Genomic DNA, 16,713 nt, shown 5'->3' on the forward strand with positions numbered 1-16,713 from the left:
CACGGCTACCAAGTGCTGGGTTTGGCAGAGGGCAGTAGCTTTTTCTCAACTCTGGCTCAGTTTCAGCCGCATGTTGTTTTGCTGGACTTGAAGTTACCCGGCATCAGTGGCTACCAACTACTAGAAGCACTGCGACAGAACATAGAGTTTCAACATTTACCTGTCATCATCTTTACAGCATTCGCCTTTCGAACCGAGCGCCAACGAGCCCTGCAATTGGGAGTGCAGGGTTATTTTGTCAAGCCGACCCACCCAGAAGCGCTAGTCGCTGCAATTGAAAAAGTTTGTGCTGGATAGTTCTCTCGCCATCCAATGGACTCAGTTCTAGCCTTGGTCTCGTTTTTGCTTTTCGGCAGTAATGAAGTTATCAATGATTTGAGTTAGCTCTTGCATGCTTTGTCGGGTCAATTCGAGCTGTTGCTCTAGGTTTACGACTAAAAGCGTGACCGTTTGGAGTCGGTTGAGCCCAACGTCAAGCGCATCTTTAACCTGGCCCTCAAACTCATCGAGGTTCATAAAGATATCTAATGAGGTGTTTTTTAGGTTGCCTCGCCTAGGTATATATTACTACGTACACTGAGTAGCTTGGAATCACGATAGAAATCTTAGCCTTGTAGCTTTTAGATTCCAGAAATGCGGATTCCACTAGTAGGTGACGGACAAGCATGATCGCGCTGGTGAGGTGGAGAAGGGCGATCGCTGTGCTGAAGTGCAAGAGACAAAGGGGCGATCGCTCCTCAATTCGAGAGGCAATGTAAGAATGGTGCTCAAAAATCTTTCATGGTCGTTAAGTAATCACTAGCTCTTCTGGTCGGGTATTTGACAAAAAACACAATGCAACTTGCTCCAATTTTCTAAGGCTTACCCAAACCTTGTATTCAGTCGGCAGACAAGTAATACAAACTTCAATCCCTGTCTCCGATAAACTGACTGCCGTACTGAAAGCTTCCTGTCTTTGAGTAGCATCGAATTTTTTATAGAAGCCGTACAGTTCCTTACCAGAGGAAATGCCTTTCTGAAGTACACCTTCATGCCAAAAAGAAAAGGTTGAAACGACCTCAGGAGACAGGACGAGGGGATACATAGAACGACCTTCGAGTTGTAAAAATCTGTTCAATGGATTCCCAACATTTTACGTGGTTGATGTTGCAAATTTTTATAGTGTCTACGTATCCTGACTTAAAGGAAATCTTTAAGACCGTTGGCCTCACATCCGCTGAAGTCGTGCGATCGCAAAAGTAGCAGACAACAACCTCAAAGTCTTCCACTCGTCCCTATTGAGGTAAGCACTGCATCCCAGACTATGTCCAAATTCTGGACAACCAGTGCGATCGCATTTGGCGATGCCAAGCCTAAAGATTTTAGCGATTTAGCCTATAAGCTGCTAGATGAATGGCTAACTAGATGAACTGCTGCGTACGCAGTTAGTTAGTTAACTAGGTTGTTGAATGGGTAGTGCTGCACATATTCAAACTTCTTTACGCCTGCCAAGACGTTCTAGCAGTTGCGCTTTGCATCTGGCGATGTGGAGCTGCAAGAGGTATTGAACCTTCAAACGTTTAGAAACTTAGAGCATAAAGCTACTAACTCCTTAAACTATTTGATGCTCAACTACTACCTGAATGAAGTGGCGATGAAGGCAAAGTTAAATGCAAGTTCGAGTTCTCAAGATTTGCTAGTTTGGTGGTACTTCATCGAAGAATTGCAATGGCACAACTATCAAGGCATTTACGTTGGATTGCTCCCCGACTGCTGATTGCGGGTACCATCGCTTTTCCTGTTTATTTGATTACTTCTGGATTACTGGCTTACCTGACTGCCCCCTATCTGCTGAATTCAGGAAGTGCCATCCCCACTCATATAGGGTTTTACCTTTGGTATCCCCATCTTGCCGGAAAAGTGTCTGACCTTCGTTGCTTTAGTAATGGAAAAGCCTTAGACGACTATGCCTACTACTGCCGATTTCAGTTGAAATCAGCGGATGTGCAGCAGTTGATCAGGAAAGAGGAACTAGCGGTGGGTCAGTTGGATGAGGAGGAATGTGAATCACCCTACCTAGCCTCGCCTCCAGATACATACTTAATCTCGTCTCCTCATAGACGTTGGTGGAGACCGTCAAAAGCTGAGCTTGGAGAGCAAGCCCAGTGCTACTCGCAAAGGCATACCAACACCACTGAACTCGTGTATTCTCCGGTAAGCCAAATCGCTTATCTCAGGCATTCCGACTTGGACTATGTCTACTTTGAAGAGTGAGGGGCTGGGAGCTCTCATTCAGGAAATTGCCTTTCAACTAAAAGCTTAGCTCCACTTCTACTAATACGCCTGCGATCGCTCTAGATACCTAACTCTCACACCCTTAGTTATTTTTGCTACCCTATATTTTTCTGGCTACTCTCGAAAAACGTTAACAAAAGCTAACATTTTTAGGCCGCTCAAAATCCCCAAATCGCTCTCTACATCGTGATTTTCTAGCGATCGCCCCCTCAAACACCTGTGTTATCAGTAGTTGTTTAATTTGCTACGTTGCGTTACCTCAGGACACTGATAATAAAAGCTAAGATTTTAAGGTTGGTAGACTCTAGCCAAGGGGAATGAGCGATCGCCTACTTGATTGCACTTATCGCTGCCAAAGCACGATCAATCCATGAAATACGAGCCTTCATTAGCTCGGTTGTATTCATATCACTCATTACCTTGATCAAGGCGTTTTAGTTTGGGTAGTGATGGCATAAATGTAGAATCTTTAATTTCAGTATTTCTAATATCTAGATAACTTAGGTTACTAAGCGATGGCAGGTTAAGAAAGCTGTCAATTTGTGTACCGCTTACATCGAGGTGCTGGAGGTTGTTTAGAGATGGCAGATGAAGAAAGCTGTCAATTTGTGTACCGCTTACATCGAGGTACTGGAGGCCGCTTTCAGATGTTAGGTGAAGGAAACTATCAACTTGTGTACCACTTGCATGAAGGTATTGAAGGTTTTCAGATCGTAGATGAAGGAAAGTATCAACTCGTGTATTAGTAATATCAAGGTGATTTAACTTATGCAAATTTGACAAATAGACTAGATTGACAACTTGTGTATTACTTAGGTTAATTTTTTGCAAATTTGTAAACCATACAAAAGGCAATAAATTATAAATCGAGCTATTGCTTAAATCTATTTCTGTAAGGTTGTACAGCTTTTTTTCAGCTTGACTACAATCGGTAGCACTAACTTCTTTAAGTATTTCATCTATTGAAGTTTTTATATCGTTGTATAGGGTTCGACTTAAGCATAATTCGGTAAAACTATTAAAAGTCTTTTCTTGCCCATTATCGATAATGACAGAGAATTTGTTGGAACGACTAGTGATGTTAGTCGAATAGCCATCGTGGGTGACCCTAGTAAAATAGTCCTTGTAAGTAACAGCAGCTGAAGAGTCTTTTATAGCAATACTACTTGAATAGCTATTTGTGGTACTTAAAGATGAGGAACCCGCAGAAACACCACACCCTGACAAGGTAACCATAATAGTGCTTAACAAGAAAATCTTTTTAGCATTTATACTCAACATTTTTGTTCTCTTGAAATACTTTGTAGTTTGACTTTGGATGAGGATACGAATTTCTAGGGTTAACAAGAATCCCGAGTCTGGATACACTTCTGGCTTTACTCATTCCGCCTACTAACCAGTTTTGAGAGAGTTCTGAGAGGCGATCGCTTCTAAAGCTTTACCAGTTCTATGCCTGTTTTTTACCTGTTTACAGCGTTTAAACGTTCCAAAAAATTTGGACACAGAATTTGGAAAGATTCCGACTAAACGCTGAATTCGTTAACAGCACTAGCTTTGGCTTTACCCTCCCCCCCTTTTATGCAAGAAGCGCACCAGGCATTACAAGAGGCAAAGAACAACTCCTCTTTTGCATGTTCTTTGCCACTTTTAAGCACTTTAACAGCGCTTGACCAAAGCACCTGTTTTGACATTCCACCGCAGTCCATGACCTGGGCAGGTAACTTGATCCTCAACTACTGGGACATCTGCGAGATTGAAATGCCGATGAGGGCAGCTCAAGCATTCTAGTTTGCGATCGCTGAAAATCTTTTCTAGGCCCTGAGTAAAAGGTTTAGTTCTCGGTGTGACTGGAAACTCAGGCATCTGCCGAAAGCACTTCAACACTCGCCGCTGCACTGTAGAGTCAGGAATATCATCCCGGTTCACTACTAAGGGCAAGACACTAGCAACGTCCTCAAGTCGAAACAGCAGCCTGATTTGAAGCTTTGATAGAAAGCGAGCGTCAGGATGCCAATGCATAATGCTGATGCCAATCTCAGGATCGCTGTGGAGGTCGCCAAGTATCGGCACCCATGAGCCAGTGCGATCGCAAACTAAGCAGGGAACATCGTAAAACGCTCCCACCACGGGCAGTGAGTCAAGAGCTTCGATTCTAGGGAAGTTGGACTGCATTTTGATTAGTTCGTTTTCAACCCTAAGCTGAAAAGTTTCGAGTTTTAGCCTACAGCCAGCGATTGATCAGGTCTCGTCGCTGCTGCTCCAGTTGCGTTATAAGTTGGCGTGCTTGGCGCATCTCAGCTGTGTGCCAGCCTGTTTTGAGCGAGTTTTGGCAGGCGATCGCCTTTCCTTCATGAGTCATTGGTCCCGTACTCGATTCCCAAGGCTTCCAACTCTTGATTAACTCTGCTTGCTTGGCTCTGGCTTCGGATGTCCACCGGGGCATTCTTGCTCTCCTCCAAGGAGCTAGGGTCTGTTGTAGTCGGCTCAACCTGATCCACCCGCAGCTGGTTCAACTGCTTATCCACGTAGTTCTTGATAAATTGGGTAGGCTTCTTGGGATTACGCACCTCGCTCAGAGCAAGTAGAGTTTTACGGCCCTGGTCCTGCGCTCTTAAGGCTAAAGACCCCAGGCGATCGATTGATTCAGCTTCAGTGCAAAGGGCTGCAACAGAAATCCAGCGATTAAAGAGTGCCTGCAAGCTGAGCGATTGAGCATAGAGCATTTCCTCTATAGCCTTGGAGTCTCCAGAGGCAACAACATTAGCTACCGTCTTTTGAAGTGGAAGGATAAAATCAGCACTTTGTTTTCGCTCCAGCAGCCAGGGAAGCATAATTGAAGCACCGAAGGCCGGATCAATAACAGATGCAATCTTGGCCTCTCTTTCCAAATCCGCATGTTGTTGCTCTGACGCAGGTTTACGTTGCTTTGTCTTTTTGCCAGCGGGCACATTCTGTAGTTCCTTAAAATCCTCTGGATTCATGAGTATCCTTGTTGAGCTCTAGCTTTCGCATTTTGCTGTTTTAGCCGCTCTACCCTGGCTTTTCGCTCGGCATCCCGATCGGCATAGATTTGCATCATGATTTCGGCTTCAAACTGCTTCTGAGCCTCTATTTCTTCCGCGCTAGGCTTAGGCTCCAGGCTTTGGCGGTAGAGTGTGATTCGATCTACTGGCTTCATGATTTTCCCTCTGTGTATCACCTTAAGTCTATCTATCTCTTTTTAAGAAGGCCAAAAACTTCTAAGACTGGAAAGCTACCTTTAATTTGCCCCTTGCCGATATCTAGATGGATTTTCAATGATGATTACCCTTGAATAGGGGTTTTCCTTGAATCACCACAATCGCACTGGTTCTAGACTCTCTAGATGTTAGGAAATGTTAGGTTTTGAAGTGCCTTATTCCGGCAAGTAAAGTCCTTTAGAGCGATCGCAATACCGCCCTTAGGATTGCGGTTGGTCATAAGAACAGTAGGCAAACTATAAGTAGTTTTTAGCGATTCCGCCAGGTTCTGCCATAATTCCGCCAAAGGCTGAAAGCCTTCAGACAAGAACTGTCTAGGTTCCACTCCCCCCTCTAAATAAACACCTCAAGCGATCGCCTCAATTAACCGATGACAACCAAGCTCGAGTGCTGCGATCATTGATGAGCCCATCGCTTATTCAAACTCCGTTAGTTGAGCGCGTATCTGGGCAATTGTTCGGCTGTAGAAATCCTCAACAGTTATCCCTTCAATCGCTGAAACCAGTTGAGCCTCGACCCTATTTCGATGCAGCTGCTCAATGAGTTTCGGAACTGGAGTTCCATACTGCTGCGATAAGTGCGTTATGCATTCCATTTCTGGGGGCGATAGAAACGGAACAAACTGCTCTGATTCAGGGGTGCTCATGCGATCGCTTCCTTCAAAGTCTTCAACTCTCCCGGCGGTAAGGTTAAAAACAATGCTTCGAGAACCTTTGTCTGAGTGCCTGTCCTCAATTGCTGCCAAAACTGATGCCACTGATATGGTTTTATCCACTCGTGGAACAGCTTGTCCGTAAACTGAAGTACCTGCTCATGACTTTGGCAAACCGCGATCGCCTCGTCAAACAGCTGAGCCCCGCCTTCAGGCAGTGGGGTGACTTCAGAATTATTACTTTTGCTATTGGAGTCTAATAGTGTTTGTAATAATTTTCGGAAACGACTGACATACCCTTGTGTGACCCCAGTAAGCTCAGCGATCGCCTGCTGAGTAACTTTCGCTCCCTGCTGCCTTAGGGTAACTACAGCCCGTTTGATCGCAAGTTCTAGCCGCTCTGTCTTGCTGGCTGCTTCAGGAGTGAGGCTGCTTGCCCTCACGATGGTCACCGGGATGTCTAAGGCAAAGTCACCCAGGATGATGACTCGTAGCTGTTCATCGGGCCTTAAATGTGCCCTGAGCCGTCCAATCGCCTGCTTAATGTCAGCCAGAATTGCTTGCCTGACAAATTCCCTGAATTCTGGGTCTGCCGATTCTTCTGATTCAAAGTAAGGCTGTACTCCACTAGGCAAGGAGTTCTTGCATCTCATCGCCCGCCTAACCGCCTCCGTTCCCCCGCGCGGCGATCGCCCATAGAGCACAGTAAACTCTGCCTCCAGGTCTCCTAGGTTCCGGCACGGTATTCCAACCAAGATTAATGTCTTCACTTGTTGGAAATCATTTGAGCCGCGAGAGTCTACCCACCAAGCCCCTTCACCTTCTTTGATGAAACGCTTGAAATCAATTACCTGGGTTGTTTCATCTTGAGCTTTGTAGTGGGCAATGATGGCATCAGCTCGCTTTTGCTGCTCCTTCCCTCGGCTCATACCGAGTCTACCGAGAGTTGCGACCTGAACAATGTCCAAGTTGTCTGGGTTAGGCTGCTTTTGACGAATTACCAGAATCTCTTCTGGAGATATCCCTAGTGCAAGTGCTAATTTCTCACGACTCAGTGTTGCATCCAGATAAATGTTTGCTTTGGCTGCTTTGGCGATCGCCGCATGTCGTGTATCTAGCAACTTGATTGTCAAACCTTGGTGATCAAGCCTTAGTGCTCTGTGCATCTCTCCCAAAAGCACCCTTAAAAGCTCTGGTAGCCACTGCTTCACTACACTCTCTGCCGCTTTTTCTGCTACTTCCGAATCGCGATCGCTGAACTTTTTTCTTAGGTGGCTTGGAAGGTCTGCCAAATCAACTCCATGTTGAGCTGTGGTATTCAGGAATCCCAAATCGGGCTGAAGCAACCTTTCGATTACAGCAACATCTGCTGTGACTTCACTTGGTAAAAGTGCCGTCACATCCGTATGGTTCAGTCCATAGCGCCCGATTTTAGTTGAGCCATCTAGGCAGGAGAGTAATGCCTCAAACAGCGGCTGTAGCTGCTCAAGGATGCTAGGGGCTCTCATCGCTATGGCACCAATGGTCTGCTGTAGGTCTATCAGCGAGACAGTAATGCTTTGAGTTGTTTCGTGTTGTCCTTTTTCGTCCCAGAGATACACGGATTGAGAGTGATCATATTCATCTGGGCTAGGGATGCTATCTGGATGCATCCGTAGCTTAGGTGATGCTAATGAGTTTCGCCGTTGATCCAGGAACCCGAATCCTGGCCCCTGAGCATGACTGCAAGCTTCTTTTACTGGGCAAGTACCACAGATGAGAGAAGCGGTGTCCGCCCCTGCAACGTTTTTATCTCGCAACATCCCAATTACCCCAGTGCGGCTGCAATTGGGGGGAATAACATGCGCTTCACCCTTCGCGGACCGCTTGAGCCGTGTCTCTCCATTGGGCCTAGTCTCACGAGTTAGACCATGATGACGAGCCTCCAAATCAATCCACCCATTCGAAATGTCTAACGTTTCTACGGTTGGGTTGCGGTGCTGCTCACTGACGTAGCCAATCTGTTTTGCTCCAAACATCTCAGACTCAGTACGCCCAGCATAGAAGCTCTTGAAGGTGCCTGTACCGCTTATGTCAAGGATGTGCCTATGTCCTTGTTTGATGGCCGTGGCCCAAGCCTTGAGGCGATCGCCCTCCTCATATTCGAGCACAGGATCAGGTTGTACCTCTGGCTCCAACTCCACCGTCCCTGTGCGGTCGAAGCGGTAGCAAGATTTAACTGCCTTAGCAATTTTCTTACGGATGCTGTAGAGCCAGCTGTCACGGTTCTGTTGCCGTCCATCCTTCGGCACTTGATGGCCACGGGCGATCGCTAGCTCTAGAGCCGCTGAGTAGATTGCTTTAGGTTTGCAATCGGCATGGCATTTGTAAGCGCCCGTCCCATGTTCAATGTGCAGGGAGTTATCAGAGTTGCCATTATGGGCTGGGCACTTGCAGGTAGCCCACCCTCGACGACGCCCGTCCGGGTTGTATCCATCCAGATAGTGGGCGAAGTTGCGAATATCCCAAGCATCGCCTGTAGGGTTGCTTTCGATGCGGTTCTGTTGCCTTTCCTGCTCTGCTAGCTTCTCTCTATTCGCAAGATGCAATAGCAATTCGCAGAGCCATTGAGGAGCGATCGCTACCTCAATCTCAGTAGGGGAGTTGATCCACTTGTAAGCACCCGTTTCTGGGTGCCTAGATGGAGGGAGGGCGGATTGACAACGGTTGTAGCGAAACTCTAAGATTTCCCCTGATTCGCACTTGTATCCTGCCCTCTCAGTGAGAACTGAACGGTTGAAGTCCAGCAATTGTCCTTGAGCGTCCGTCGGTAGCTGATAAAGGAGTTGCCGCTTGCCTGGTTTACCGCTGGTCCAGGCAACAGTTTCTGGCAGTTCTCCATTGCTTAGCTGCTGTAATAGTGGTTCTGCTGTGAGGCCATCTACGTCAATGGCAACGAGCCCGCCAGACACCGTGCCTGTGCGGAGGCCATATCCTGTCCAGTAATCATCCCGTAATAGCTCAGCAAGCTCAGGTCTAGAGATAGGCGGTTCAGTCTGCCACCCTTTGCGCTTAGGGCTCTTGTCCTGGAGAGGGGTGAGCGCCCAATGCTTCGGAGTAACCTGAAGCTCTCTAATCAGATGAGAGGATGCTGATGCAATCATCTTGCACCTCCCATCAGATGTTCTACAGTGGCGTGAATTGAGCGAGCTTCAATAGGAGTGCCATCTTCATCGAGCCTCCAATCAAGCTTGCTCAGTTTTGGAAGGACTCGCTGAAGTTCGTGCAGGTGGAACTGGATTGGATAATCCCAGCCCTGGCTGCCTTGGCTGACTGTGATATAGAAGCGGTTGGGGGCGATCGCCAACTCCGGTGGAACTGGTTTGATGCCTAGCACTGGAAGTTCTGCTTCTGGCGCGATCGCTTCTGAAGGCAGTAGGGCTAATTGAACGGGTGAGCTTCCTCGCTTCCAGTCATTGAATTGCTGCTTGTACGCTGAGGGAGTAAGACCAGTTCGGCGAGCTTCCTTGCATATCTGCACGAAATCAGTGCCGAAAGGGAGCGATCTCAGACGATCGAAAGATTTGGTGAGTTCAGCTTGAGATTGAGTCCAGTTTTGAGACTCAATGTGTTGCAATGAGACTGAAGCCTGTGCCACAATGGGCTCAGGAAAATAATTTTTCATGGTGGGTCGCTGTTACGGGTGGGTAACGGCGGCCCTCTGCTTTTTCTGACTACGCTCTTAAGCTTTTTTTGCTCACTAGCCCCAGGGGGGTGTTAACGTTAAATTGAAATATTTGTGCACGGTTGGTGCTTCGAGTTCTGCAAATCGACGGCAAATCGATTTAGCTTTTGAGAGTTTCGGCTTAAGAAGGCAACAGAAAGGCGGAGGGCCAGCCTTTTTTTTATGCAATTGCAGATGATTCTGAATTGCGAAGGTGTTCTTGGACGAGTCGCTGTACGAGGGCGTTACGGCTAATTTTTTGTTGTTCAGCTTGCTCCTTTAGTTTTTGTAGATCAGTTACTCTGAATCGAAAACCTACCGGCTTTGTTTTGCTCATTTCCATGCCTTGATATACGTCGTGCACCTGTCTACTGGGATTATGCCCTGATTCGAAGGAGCGAAAGGGGGAGTGAGCTAGTCATAGAGACTATTGCCATTTCCATGCCTTAATATACGTCGTGCACCTGTCTACTGGGATTATGCCCCGATCGCCTTTGTGCTTGACTCATAGTTGCCTTAAATAAAGAACAGTATTTTTCCTCATGTCTTAACCCTACTATTCCCAGGTGTTCAGTAGTTTCTTGTCTGTATTTCTGGGTGCTCTGCTGCTCCTAATCTACAGGAATAGTTGGTTTACAGCCGAAAGTGTTCAGTTTTGGCACGCTTTGAGCCAAACCCAATCTAAGGCTTGAGCTTTTGCTTTACCTCTCGCTCCTTCCGACGGCGATCGCGTCGTGGTGCAATGCGCTCCACAGTTCTGAGTGGTGCTGGTGATTGAAGCCGAGTTATTTCAGTTAAGAAGTTCATTTGTGTCATTGTTGTTGCGCTGTTGCCTTACTTTATCTGTATTTTCGTACGCTGACTTAAAAGCAACTTTTCTTCTGAAATCCTTACTGGATAACGCTTTCAGAAGTTTGTTTCTTTCGGCCTTGGCGTTTCATCCTTTTTCCTTCAAAAAGTCTGGCCCTCTCTTCTTTCAATAGCGCTACGGATGCCATTCTTGCTCTGACAACGGGCATGTATTGCTCGGTACGAAATACATCGTTTTTGTTAGCTTTTGCAATGGCTTCATTCAGTACGTAGGAAGTCACTCTACTACCCTCATAACCAAAAGGATTGTCTAGTGCCTCAAGCCGCCTGTTCTGCGCTTGCCATGACTGGAGAATCCTGGTGATTCCTGACTCTCCACCATCATTAAAAAAATTGAATAGAGTTAGTGCTCGTTCATCGATAATTTGCTTTAACTTTAGAGCTGGGGCATCTATCACTCCAAAGGTTTTTAACCGTTCGAGCAGAAGTAATATCTTTTTCCATAGCTTGGCCTCTGTTTCAACAGACTTTTTCAACGTACGGTTTGGCTTTGGTACTGCGTTGAACTGGCTATTAACTGTGTTGCGCCAGAACTCTCCTACTACGTATTTTCGGTACCTTAGGAGTATTGAGCAGTTGCCTTCATTGTCTAAATCTAGTTGCTTCCCTTCTTCTAATAGAGCGGTTAACACGATCGGCAAAGATGCTTCTGTGTCTAGAATTAGTGGATTTGGATAAATCAGGTACGGGCTTGTCAGGTGAATTATTTTCCCCTGATACATGGCGATTACCTCCATTTCTATTTGGGAAAATCGTGCCTTGATATAAGTCTTGCGATCGCCGCAGACCGCATCATTCTAGGACGGAGATCGGTTTTTTAATTTCGCTTTGTTGCTACCGCTTCGCAGCGCTCCAAATGCACCAGTAAAGGCGATCGCCCTGCCCCTGGGAATCTGGGTTTGAAGTGAACCCCGAGCTTGAGCCAGTTTTCTCGCCTTCCACGACGAAGCCAATATGTTAATGCGTCTGGGTTTTTAAACCCTAATTGCCAATAAGCTTCTTTGATGGGGAACCAAGAGCGTCGATCTGTTCGTGGTGGCCGAGCTAGTTCAGTCAGGACTTGCTCTAACTTAGATTCGATCCGAGCAGTTGCTTCTGCAAGGAGCGATAGCTGTGCTTCGATTTGAGTTAGTCGCTGCTCGGTATCCATTGCTCAGCCCCCATCGCCACGTCGTTGCTCTTGCAGATATTCCCAGATTCGATGGTTTTCTACTTGCAAGCCCCGTACAAAGGCGCGATCGGTCGCAGCTTCTGCACTATTTCTGTCAATCGCTTGAAGTAGTGCATCAACTAGCCCTGACAAGTTGTGCTGCTCATCCCTAATCTGATCAAGTTGGTTTTGACTGGCTTCTTGACGTTGTCTCAACTGGTCAAGTTGATTTTGGCTGGCTTCTTGCCGCTGCCTCAGTTGATCAAGGGCCAGAAAAATAGATTCAGTTCTAGCATCAATGCCCTGGAACCGATTTACAACTTGCTCAGAAATAGTTGTGAGTCTTTCGAGCCGTCGGTCAATGTCATCAAGTCGTTGGTCTGTTGTCATAGTTTTTTCCTATATAGTGCGATCGCCTTATCCAACAATTTTCCTTGCCCTCAAATTCCAGCTTCAATCAGCGCTTGCTGAAGCATTTCTGAGATTGCTAGCTGCTCAGCCCACTCTGCGAGGTAGGCATAGTTCAGAGTGTCAACCTGAACTTTAAGAACCCCCAGGACATCACGCCACTGTTTCTCGGATTGGTTGCCACGCCCCCACAGCAGCTTTGCCAGGATTAAATCTTCAGGGGCAATCACCCACACTTGGAGCAGCTCAGCTTCATCGATCGCCTCCAAGCGGCGGCGGGCCATCTTTGAGCGATCGAAATCCGTATCGGCATTAAGAACAAGATCAGCATTTAACAACTGCTCCATGTGAGTGATGCTTAGTGTCTGCCCTAGTCCCTCTGCAATCTCCTCTACGGCTCCAGGTGGACAATAAAAACCTGCTTGCTCCAAAGCTTCGGCAAGCTGGGAAATGTCTTCCCGTCGCGCTTCAACGACCAAATCCATGTCGCGAGTGGTGCGAGGGTCGCCATACATACTGGCTGCAACTCCACCCGTGATGTAGTAGGGAATTCTTAGTTGCTCAAAAATGGGGTGAAGTAGTCGGGCTATCTCACTAGGGTCTTGCGTCCACATGGCGGGGTCATTAGTTGGAGTCAGGCAGGGCAACCACTTCTCGCCCAAAACAGATTGAGCAAATCGCTCTCGAAACTTTGTTTGATTAGCTTTCTGCATCCCGCGTAAAGAGGCCGCTTTTGCCCATCGGGTAAGTCCTATGGCGATCGCCAATCGCTGAGCGTTGCTGCGTTGCCGCAAAAGCTGAAATTGAACGATATCAGCCTCAATGTCGGTGTCTGAAGCTTGTGGTCTATACCCAGGTTTGATGCTTAGTTTTTGGGGGATGGCTTGAATCATGGCGATCGCTAACCTGTCCTTAAGTTGTCCTGAGGAATGGATATAAGCTTCTCAAACTCGGTGACATGGATTTGCCACGTAGCACGTTCGCTTGGCTCATCTTTCACTCTGGGGATTTGACGGTAATGCACTCCATACTGGCACTCACAATCTCGCCCAAGCTCTCTGAATCGCTCAGCCCTGCGAACATGCTGCATCACGCCGCGCCTATCAATACAGAGAAGGTCAGCGGCATTCTGTGGTGATACCCAAGGACCGCTAATACCGTGAACCTGAAAGATTCGCTCCATCCATTCTTGCTGGGCGGCTAGTTTTTTCTGTTCAGCCTCCAACTTAGTAATCTGCTCTTGCAGGTAGGCAAGTGTTAGTTGTGCCATGTGCGATCGCTCCTTTGTGCGAACTAGCTACTTTCCTTCTTCGGCATCCTTCAGTTGTTCGATCATGAAACTGATCTGGGATGAAACTGATCGCTTCTGCTTTTTCGCATATTCCTGAAACCACTCTAAAAGCGGCTCATCCAAGTACGCAGAGATTTTCTTTTTATCGGTTGCCAATGTCATACGAGTAACTCTTCTCTAGCAACTATACAGCTCAAGCGTAACCTTGCTTAGTTATATAGTCAACCCACTTTAGAGTTGACGAAGTGACTTAGTGGAGTTACTATGGAGTTATTAAAGGCAAAGGGAACGAAGCAGCCCCCACCCGACGGAACAAAGAGCTTCAAAAACTTGAAAGGGCGGTCGCCAGCAGCCAACTAGCGATCGCCCAAACTTAAGCCCTCCCCTCTCACGCCTGCACAGCACAGAGGATCAGGCACCCCCAAAAGCAAACACTTTCAGGATTATCAAATGATTGCACAAATTGCCTGCCCCACCTCCAGCTCCAGCACTTCAGCGATCGTCCCTGCCTCTTCCTCTGGCGACGAACGTGGGTCTGGCCGCATCCTTTACTGCACACATCCCAACGCCATCAAATACCCACAGCACACCTACCGCGCGATCGCCCAGATTACTCACAAATCAGGCAAGCAAGCTACTGCTGATGTGGTGGTGATCAATCCCTGCAAAGCTGCGATCGACAAATGCTTGGATGCTGTGCTCGGCTCCGGTTGGCACACCACTCAGTACCAATGGTGTGATGCACCGTTCTAGTTGAGGAGACGGGCGATCGCAAGGTCGCCCACTATAACAGCCTCACCGTACTAGAAGAGATTTAATTATGGAAATCATTCAATTCCCCTACCGTGGCTGGATTCTCAAAGTCACGCCTGATTCAGATGGATATACAGCCCATCTCAGCCACCCACGTCAGCAGGCTGACAATGAGTTCTTTGTGGTAGCGACTCGCTTTGATTCAGCTTGTGATGCCATTAAAGCCGCAATGCTTTTTGCCGACATAGGCACAGCAGAGCTAGCTATTCGTGAAGTGCTGAGCGACATGATGAACTGCGATCGCCTCTCTCTCAAAGAATTCAACTGCCTAGCCGCATCCATTCGTGGTGTATGGCGCAAAGAGAAGCCCATTAGAGCCGCAGTGGAGCCTTAGTCATGGAAATCATTCTCTTTACTTACAGAAGTTGGGTCATCGAAGTAACGCCCGAACAAGATGGATGGACAGCACGAGTCAGACACCCTAAATCCGAAAACTTCTGTGTTGCGGCACAACGCCTTCTCTTAGCAAGTGATGCTGTAACGGCTGCAATGGGCTACGTGAATCAAGGCGTTGTCGCTGCCCTAATTAAGCCAACTCTCCTGGAATGGCGGCGATCAAATCGCTTGCAAGGTGAGGAATTCGCAAATCTAATGATGTCGCCTAACCGTTACTGGCGATCGCAACTACCAGGCAAGAAGGAGCGCTCATGACACTTAAAGAACTCGTAAGACAGAAGCTCGCGCTAGGAAATTTCAACTGCTTCCTTTCCGTAGACCTGAGCTTAAATAGCGTCACGATTTCGTGCAGATCGATGGAGGATGGCGATCGCCTGACTGAATCCCCTTTTCTCGACAGTATGGTCAAGGGAGCCAATGAACTGGAGTTTGAGACAATCAACATTAACTGCGGCAGGGAAATGATCCAGTCTCTGCCTGTGAAAATGCTGTCTGACTACGACAAATCAGCGCCCTTGTTTGATCACTTCTTTTTCAAGATGGTGGGCTCAATTAAGGAGCCGCAGAAAATCAAAATTGAAGTCAAGGGAAACAACGTAGTCGTGCGTTTGTGGCCTGACGAGGAAGATGTGGCAGACCGGATTTGGCGAGACTACTATGGTGCTTTTTGGCTTGCTGGCTACTACCTGGAGACCTGGTCAGGCGATCGCCAATATGCCAGCTCAAGATGTTGCTTCAAGAGCAGAAGAACCCAATCCACGGAGGAAGCGTAAGACATGGATGAAAGGTTCTTCAAATGGCTTGCTCTCGTAAAGACAGCTTCTGATGTAATTCCACAGTCCGATCGCTTTACCGTTCTTACCAATTGCGTTGACGAAGCTGATGAACTCTGGCGATCGCGACATCTACTCGACAGACCTCTAGAGATCATCGTCGGTCGTCGTTACACCCCCAGCGTTGAACTCCAGAAAACTTGGTAAAGGTGCAACATGCGAACCAAAACTAAAGTTATTTGCATGCAGCTACCGCGCAACATCCGTAAGCCTAAATTTCGTTTTTGGCAGCGGGTGAGAATTGATGACGAGTGGGAGGACTACGGGGTGATCGTCGGCATAGATTATGCAACAGAAACTGGTTTTGCTAAGGCAGAGCGCGGCTGGTGGTATTCTATCGAGTTAGACGAGAGTATTCCTCGTAAACGATTCGAGCCTGTCAGGAGTGCTGCGGAAGCAGACCTGAAAGCTTTATAGTTCCATCACTGCAGTTACACCCTTGCGGCCTACTTCTCTGAGGTGGGCTTTTTGCTGACTATGGGTTGCGATCGCTATGGTAGGCAGCGGGTTGGATAAACTTCCACTCCATGAAGTGGATCGGTTCGAAGTGCAGCAACTTCTCATTTTCAGAGATGGATGAACTGCGTCGAAGCTGCAGTTTGGAAGACTTGCGGCAAGTGTGCGACGGTCACGCGACGGCACGCGACAGGATGCTGTAGTTACGCGACACGCGACGCGACGGTCACGCGACGGCAGGCGTTAGGTATGGCGCAAAAACTAAACCACAGTCGGGCGTTTTGGGGAAGCGATCGCCAACCGAGGTGCGGCAGTGGCACAACATCCGCAAATTGTGGCAGGGGGTGACAGAAGGTGCCAATAGGTGCCCTACACGATTGGATTATTGCCGTCTCTTCCCTCCCAGCGTGATAAACCGTGCCCAAAAGTGCGGCTTGGTGCCAATGGGAACCTGCCAGTTGATAGACTTGGCGATCGCTCTCATGCTTGAAGGCTGGATAAAGAAAGCTTCGTGCGTGTTTACCTTATCTAAATGAAAGGGCATTTTGGAGGCGTAGAACCTCAGAATCCTGAATCTTATGATTGGCGAATTTGATCTCAGTGGCGAAGAGCTAGAGGCGCAGTACCA

At 47.7% G+C, this 16,713-nt stretch carries 29 protein-coding genes; 10 read left to right on the forward strand and 19 right to left on the reverse strand.

Annotated elements, in window-relative coordinates; genetic code table 11:
• Positions 1-297: PleD family two-component system response regulator (locus H6F90_RS29600; RefSeq protein ID WP_190555534.1), on the forward strand; the 297-nt coding region annotated here is incomplete at its 5' end.
• 27 nt (positions 298-324) lie between these two features.
• Here H6F90_RS29600 and H6F90_RS29605 read toward each other — a convergent pair.
• A complete protein-coding gene (locus tag H6F90_RS29605) occupies positions 325-516 on the reverse strand; it encodes a hypothetical protein (protein WP_190555536.1) in 192 nt (63 codons plus the stop codon).
• Between the two features lie 136 nt (positions 517-652).
• Here H6F90_RS29605 and H6F90_RS29610 point away from each other — a divergent pair, with 136 nt between their 5' ends.
• Positions 653-802: a hypothetical protein gene (locus H6F90_RS29610; protein WP_190555538.1), complete on the forward strand. Its 150-nt coding sequence runs from the start codon at positions 653-655 to the stop codon at positions 800-802.
• Here H6F90_RS29610 and H6F90_RS29615 read toward each other — a convergent pair.
• Positions 788-1,084: a hypothetical protein gene (locus H6F90_RS29615; RefSeq protein WP_190555540.1), complete on the reverse strand. Its 297-nt coding sequence runs from the start codon at positions 1,082-1,084 to the stop codon at positions 788-790. The genes H6F90_RS29610 and H6F90_RS29615 overlap by 15 nt on opposite strands.
• Before the next feature lie 32 nt (positions 1,085-1,116).
• On the opposite strand from H6F90_RS29615, the gene H6F90_RS31275 reads away from it, so the two are divergent.
• Both H6F90_RS31275 and H6F90_RS29620 read left to right on the forward strand, forming a co-directional pair.
• Positions 1,117-1,242, forward strand: a complete 126-nt coding sequence (locus H6F90_RS31275; RefSeq protein WP_255525095.1) for a hypothetical protein — start codon at positions 1,117-1,119, stop codon at positions 1,240-1,242.
• A gap of 465 nt (positions 1,243-1,707) precedes the next feature.
• Positions 1,708-2,253: a hypothetical protein gene (locus H6F90_RS29620; RefSeq protein WP_190555541.1), complete on the forward strand. Its 546-nt coding sequence runs from the start codon at positions 1,708-1,710 to the stop codon at positions 2,251-2,253.
• 429 nt (positions 2,254-2,682) lie between these two features.
• Here H6F90_RS29620 and H6F90_RS29625 read toward each other — a convergent pair whose 3' ends face one another.
• From H6F90_RS29625 to H6F90_RS29695, 15 genes are all read right to left on the reverse strand, one after another.
• Positions 2,683-3,555, reverse strand: a complete 873-nt coding sequence (locus tag H6F90_RS29625) for a leucine-rich repeat domain-containing protein (protein WP_190555543.1) — start codon at positions 3,553-3,555, stop codon at positions 2,683-2,685.
• A 375-nt stretch (positions 3,556-3,930) separates the two neighbouring features.
• Positions 3,931-4,446: a Rieske 2Fe-2S domain-containing protein gene (locus H6F90_RS29630; protein WP_190555545.1), complete on the reverse strand. Its 516-nt coding sequence runs from the start codon at positions 4,444-4,446 to the stop codon at positions 3,931-3,933.
• A 49-nt stretch (positions 4,447-4,495) separates the two neighbouring features.
• A complete protein-coding gene (locus tag H6F90_RS29635) occupies positions 4,496-4,633 on the reverse strand; it encodes a hypothetical protein (protein WP_190555547.1) in 138 nt (45 codons plus the stop codon).
• Complete coding sequence (locus H6F90_RS29640; RefSeq protein WP_190555548.1) at positions 4,623-5,255, reverse strand: hypothetical protein; 633 nt, start codon at positions 5,253-5,255, stop codon at positions 4,623-4,625. The genes H6F90_RS29635 and H6F90_RS29640 overlap by 11 nt, the downstream gene beginning before the upstream one ends.
• Positions 5,252-5,452: a hypothetical protein gene (locus H6F90_RS29645; protein WP_190555550.1), complete on the reverse strand. Its 201-nt coding sequence runs from the start codon at positions 5,450-5,452 to the stop codon at positions 5,252-5,254. Before H6F90_RS29645 ends, H6F90_RS29640 begins: the two co-directional genes overlap by 4 nt.
• Positions 5,453-5,928: 476 nt before the next feature.
• Positions 5,929-6,159, reverse strand: a complete 231-nt coding sequence (locus H6F90_RS29650) for a hypothetical protein (RefSeq protein WP_190555551.1) — start codon at positions 6,157-6,159, stop codon at positions 5,929-5,931.
• Positions 6,156-9,308 (reverse strand): bifunctional DNA primase/polymerase, encoded by a 3,153-nt coding sequence (locus H6F90_RS30330; protein ID WP_199296276.1) that lies wholly within the window; start codon positions 9,306-9,308, stop codon positions 6,156-6,158. Before H6F90_RS30330 ends, H6F90_RS29650 begins: the two co-directional genes overlap by 4 nt.
• A complete protein-coding gene (locus tag H6F90_RS29665; RefSeq protein WP_190555553.1) occupies positions 9,305-9,829 on the reverse strand; it encodes a hypothetical protein in 525 nt (174 codons plus the stop codon). The genes H6F90_RS30330 and H6F90_RS29665 overlap by 4 nt, the downstream gene beginning before the upstream one ends.
• A gap of 720 nt (positions 9,830-10,549) precedes the next feature.
• Positions 10,550-10,684 (reverse strand): hypothetical protein, encoded by a 135-nt coding sequence (locus H6F90_RS31280; RefSeq protein WP_255525096.1) that lies wholly within the window; start codon positions 10,682-10,684, stop codon positions 10,550-10,552.
• A 74-nt stretch (positions 10,685-10,758) separates the two neighbouring features.
• Entirely contained in the window at positions 10,759-11,460 is a 702-nt protein-coding gene (locus H6F90_RS29670; protein ID WP_190555555.1) for a hypothetical protein, read from the reverse strand.
• 95 nt (positions 11,461-11,555) lie between these two features.
• Entirely contained in the window at positions 11,556-11,888 is a 333-nt protein-coding gene (locus H6F90_RS29675; RefSeq protein ID WP_190555556.1) for a hypothetical protein, read from the reverse strand.
• 3 nt (positions 11,889-11,891) lie between these two features.
• A complete protein-coding gene (locus H6F90_RS29680) occupies positions 11,892-12,278 on the reverse strand; it encodes a hypothetical protein (RefSeq protein WP_190555558.1) in 387 nt (128 codons plus the stop codon).
• A 50-nt stretch (positions 12,279-12,328) separates the two neighbouring features.
• Positions 12,329-13,189: a hypothetical protein gene (locus tag H6F90_RS29685; protein ID WP_190555560.1), complete on the reverse strand. Its 861-nt coding sequence runs from the start codon at positions 13,187-13,189 to the stop codon at positions 12,329-12,331.
• 8 nt (positions 13,190-13,197) lie between these two features.
• Positions 13,198-13,566, reverse strand: coding sequence for a hypothetical protein (locus tag H6F90_RS29690; protein ID WP_190555562.1), 369 nt, complete (start codon positions 13,564-13,566; stop codon positions 13,198-13,200).
• 27 nt (positions 13,567-13,593) lie between these two features.
• Positions 13,594-13,749 (reverse strand): CopG family transcriptional regulator, encoded by a 156-nt coding sequence (locus H6F90_RS29695; RefSeq protein ID WP_190555563.1) that lies wholly within the window; start codon positions 13,747-13,749, stop codon positions 13,594-13,596.
• Between the two features lie 288 nt (positions 13,750-14,037).
• Here H6F90_RS29695 and H6F90_RS29700 point away from each other — a divergent pair, with 288 nt between their 5' ends.
• The 6 genes from H6F90_RS29700 (at position 14,038) to H6F90_RS29725 (ending at position 16,046) form a co-directional block, all read left to right on the forward strand.
• On the forward strand, positions 14,038-14,340 hold the full coding sequence (locus H6F90_RS29700) for a hypothetical protein (protein WP_190555565.1): 303 nt from the start codon (positions 14,038-14,040) through the stop codon (positions 14,338-14,340).
• A 67-nt stretch (positions 14,341-14,407) separates the two neighbouring features.
• The gene (locus H6F90_RS29705) at positions 14,408-14,734 is read left to right on the forward strand and encodes a hypothetical protein (RefSeq protein ID WP_190555567.1); all 327 of its coding nucleotides are present in this window, start codon (positions 14,408-14,410) and stop codon (positions 14,732-14,734) included.
• Between the two features lie 2 nt (positions 14,735-14,736).
• On the forward strand, positions 14,737-15,051 hold the full coding sequence (locus tag H6F90_RS29710; protein ID WP_190555569.1) for a hypothetical protein: 315 nt from the start codon (positions 14,737-14,739) through the stop codon (positions 15,049-15,051).
• Positions 15,048-15,569: a hypothetical protein gene (locus H6F90_RS29715; protein WP_190555570.1), complete on the forward strand. Its 522-nt coding sequence runs from the start codon at positions 15,048-15,050 to the stop codon at positions 15,567-15,569. Before H6F90_RS29710 ends, H6F90_RS29715 begins: the two co-directional genes overlap by 4 nt.
• Before the next feature lie 3 nt (positions 15,570-15,572).
• Positions 15,573-15,776: a hypothetical protein gene (locus H6F90_RS29720; RefSeq protein ID WP_190555572.1), complete on the forward strand. Its 204-nt coding sequence runs from the start codon at positions 15,573-15,575 to the stop codon at positions 15,774-15,776.
• Positions 15,777-15,785: 9 nt separating this feature from the next.
• Positions 15,786-16,046 carry a hypothetical protein gene (locus H6F90_RS29725; RefSeq protein ID WP_190555574.1) on the forward strand — a complete coding sequence of 87 codons (261 nt, stop codon included), beginning with the start codon at positions 15,786-15,788 and terminating at the stop codon, positions 16,044-16,046.
• 265 nt (positions 16,047-16,311) lie between these two features.
• On the opposite strand, the gene H6F90_RS31285 is transcribed toward H6F90_RS29725, so the two are convergent.
• Positions 16,312-16,446 carry a hypothetical protein gene (locus H6F90_RS31285; RefSeq protein WP_255525097.1) on the reverse strand — a complete coding sequence of 45 codons (135 nt, stop codon included), beginning with the start codon at positions 16,444-16,446 and terminating at the stop codon, positions 16,312-16,314.
• Between the two features lie 21 nt (positions 16,447-16,467).
• Positions 16,468-16,629 carry a hypothetical protein gene (locus H6F90_RS29730; RefSeq protein WP_190555575.1) on the reverse strand — a complete coding sequence of 54 codons (162 nt, stop codon included), beginning with the start codon at positions 16,627-16,629 and terminating at the stop codon, positions 16,468-16,470.
• Positions 16,630-16,713 lie beyond the last annotated feature (84 nt).

It is taken from the genome of Trichocoleus sp. FACHB-591 (assembly GCF_014695845.1).
Taxonomy (GTDB): domain Bacteria; phylum Cyanobacteriota; class Cyanobacteriia; order FACHB-46; family FACHB-46; genus Trichocoleus.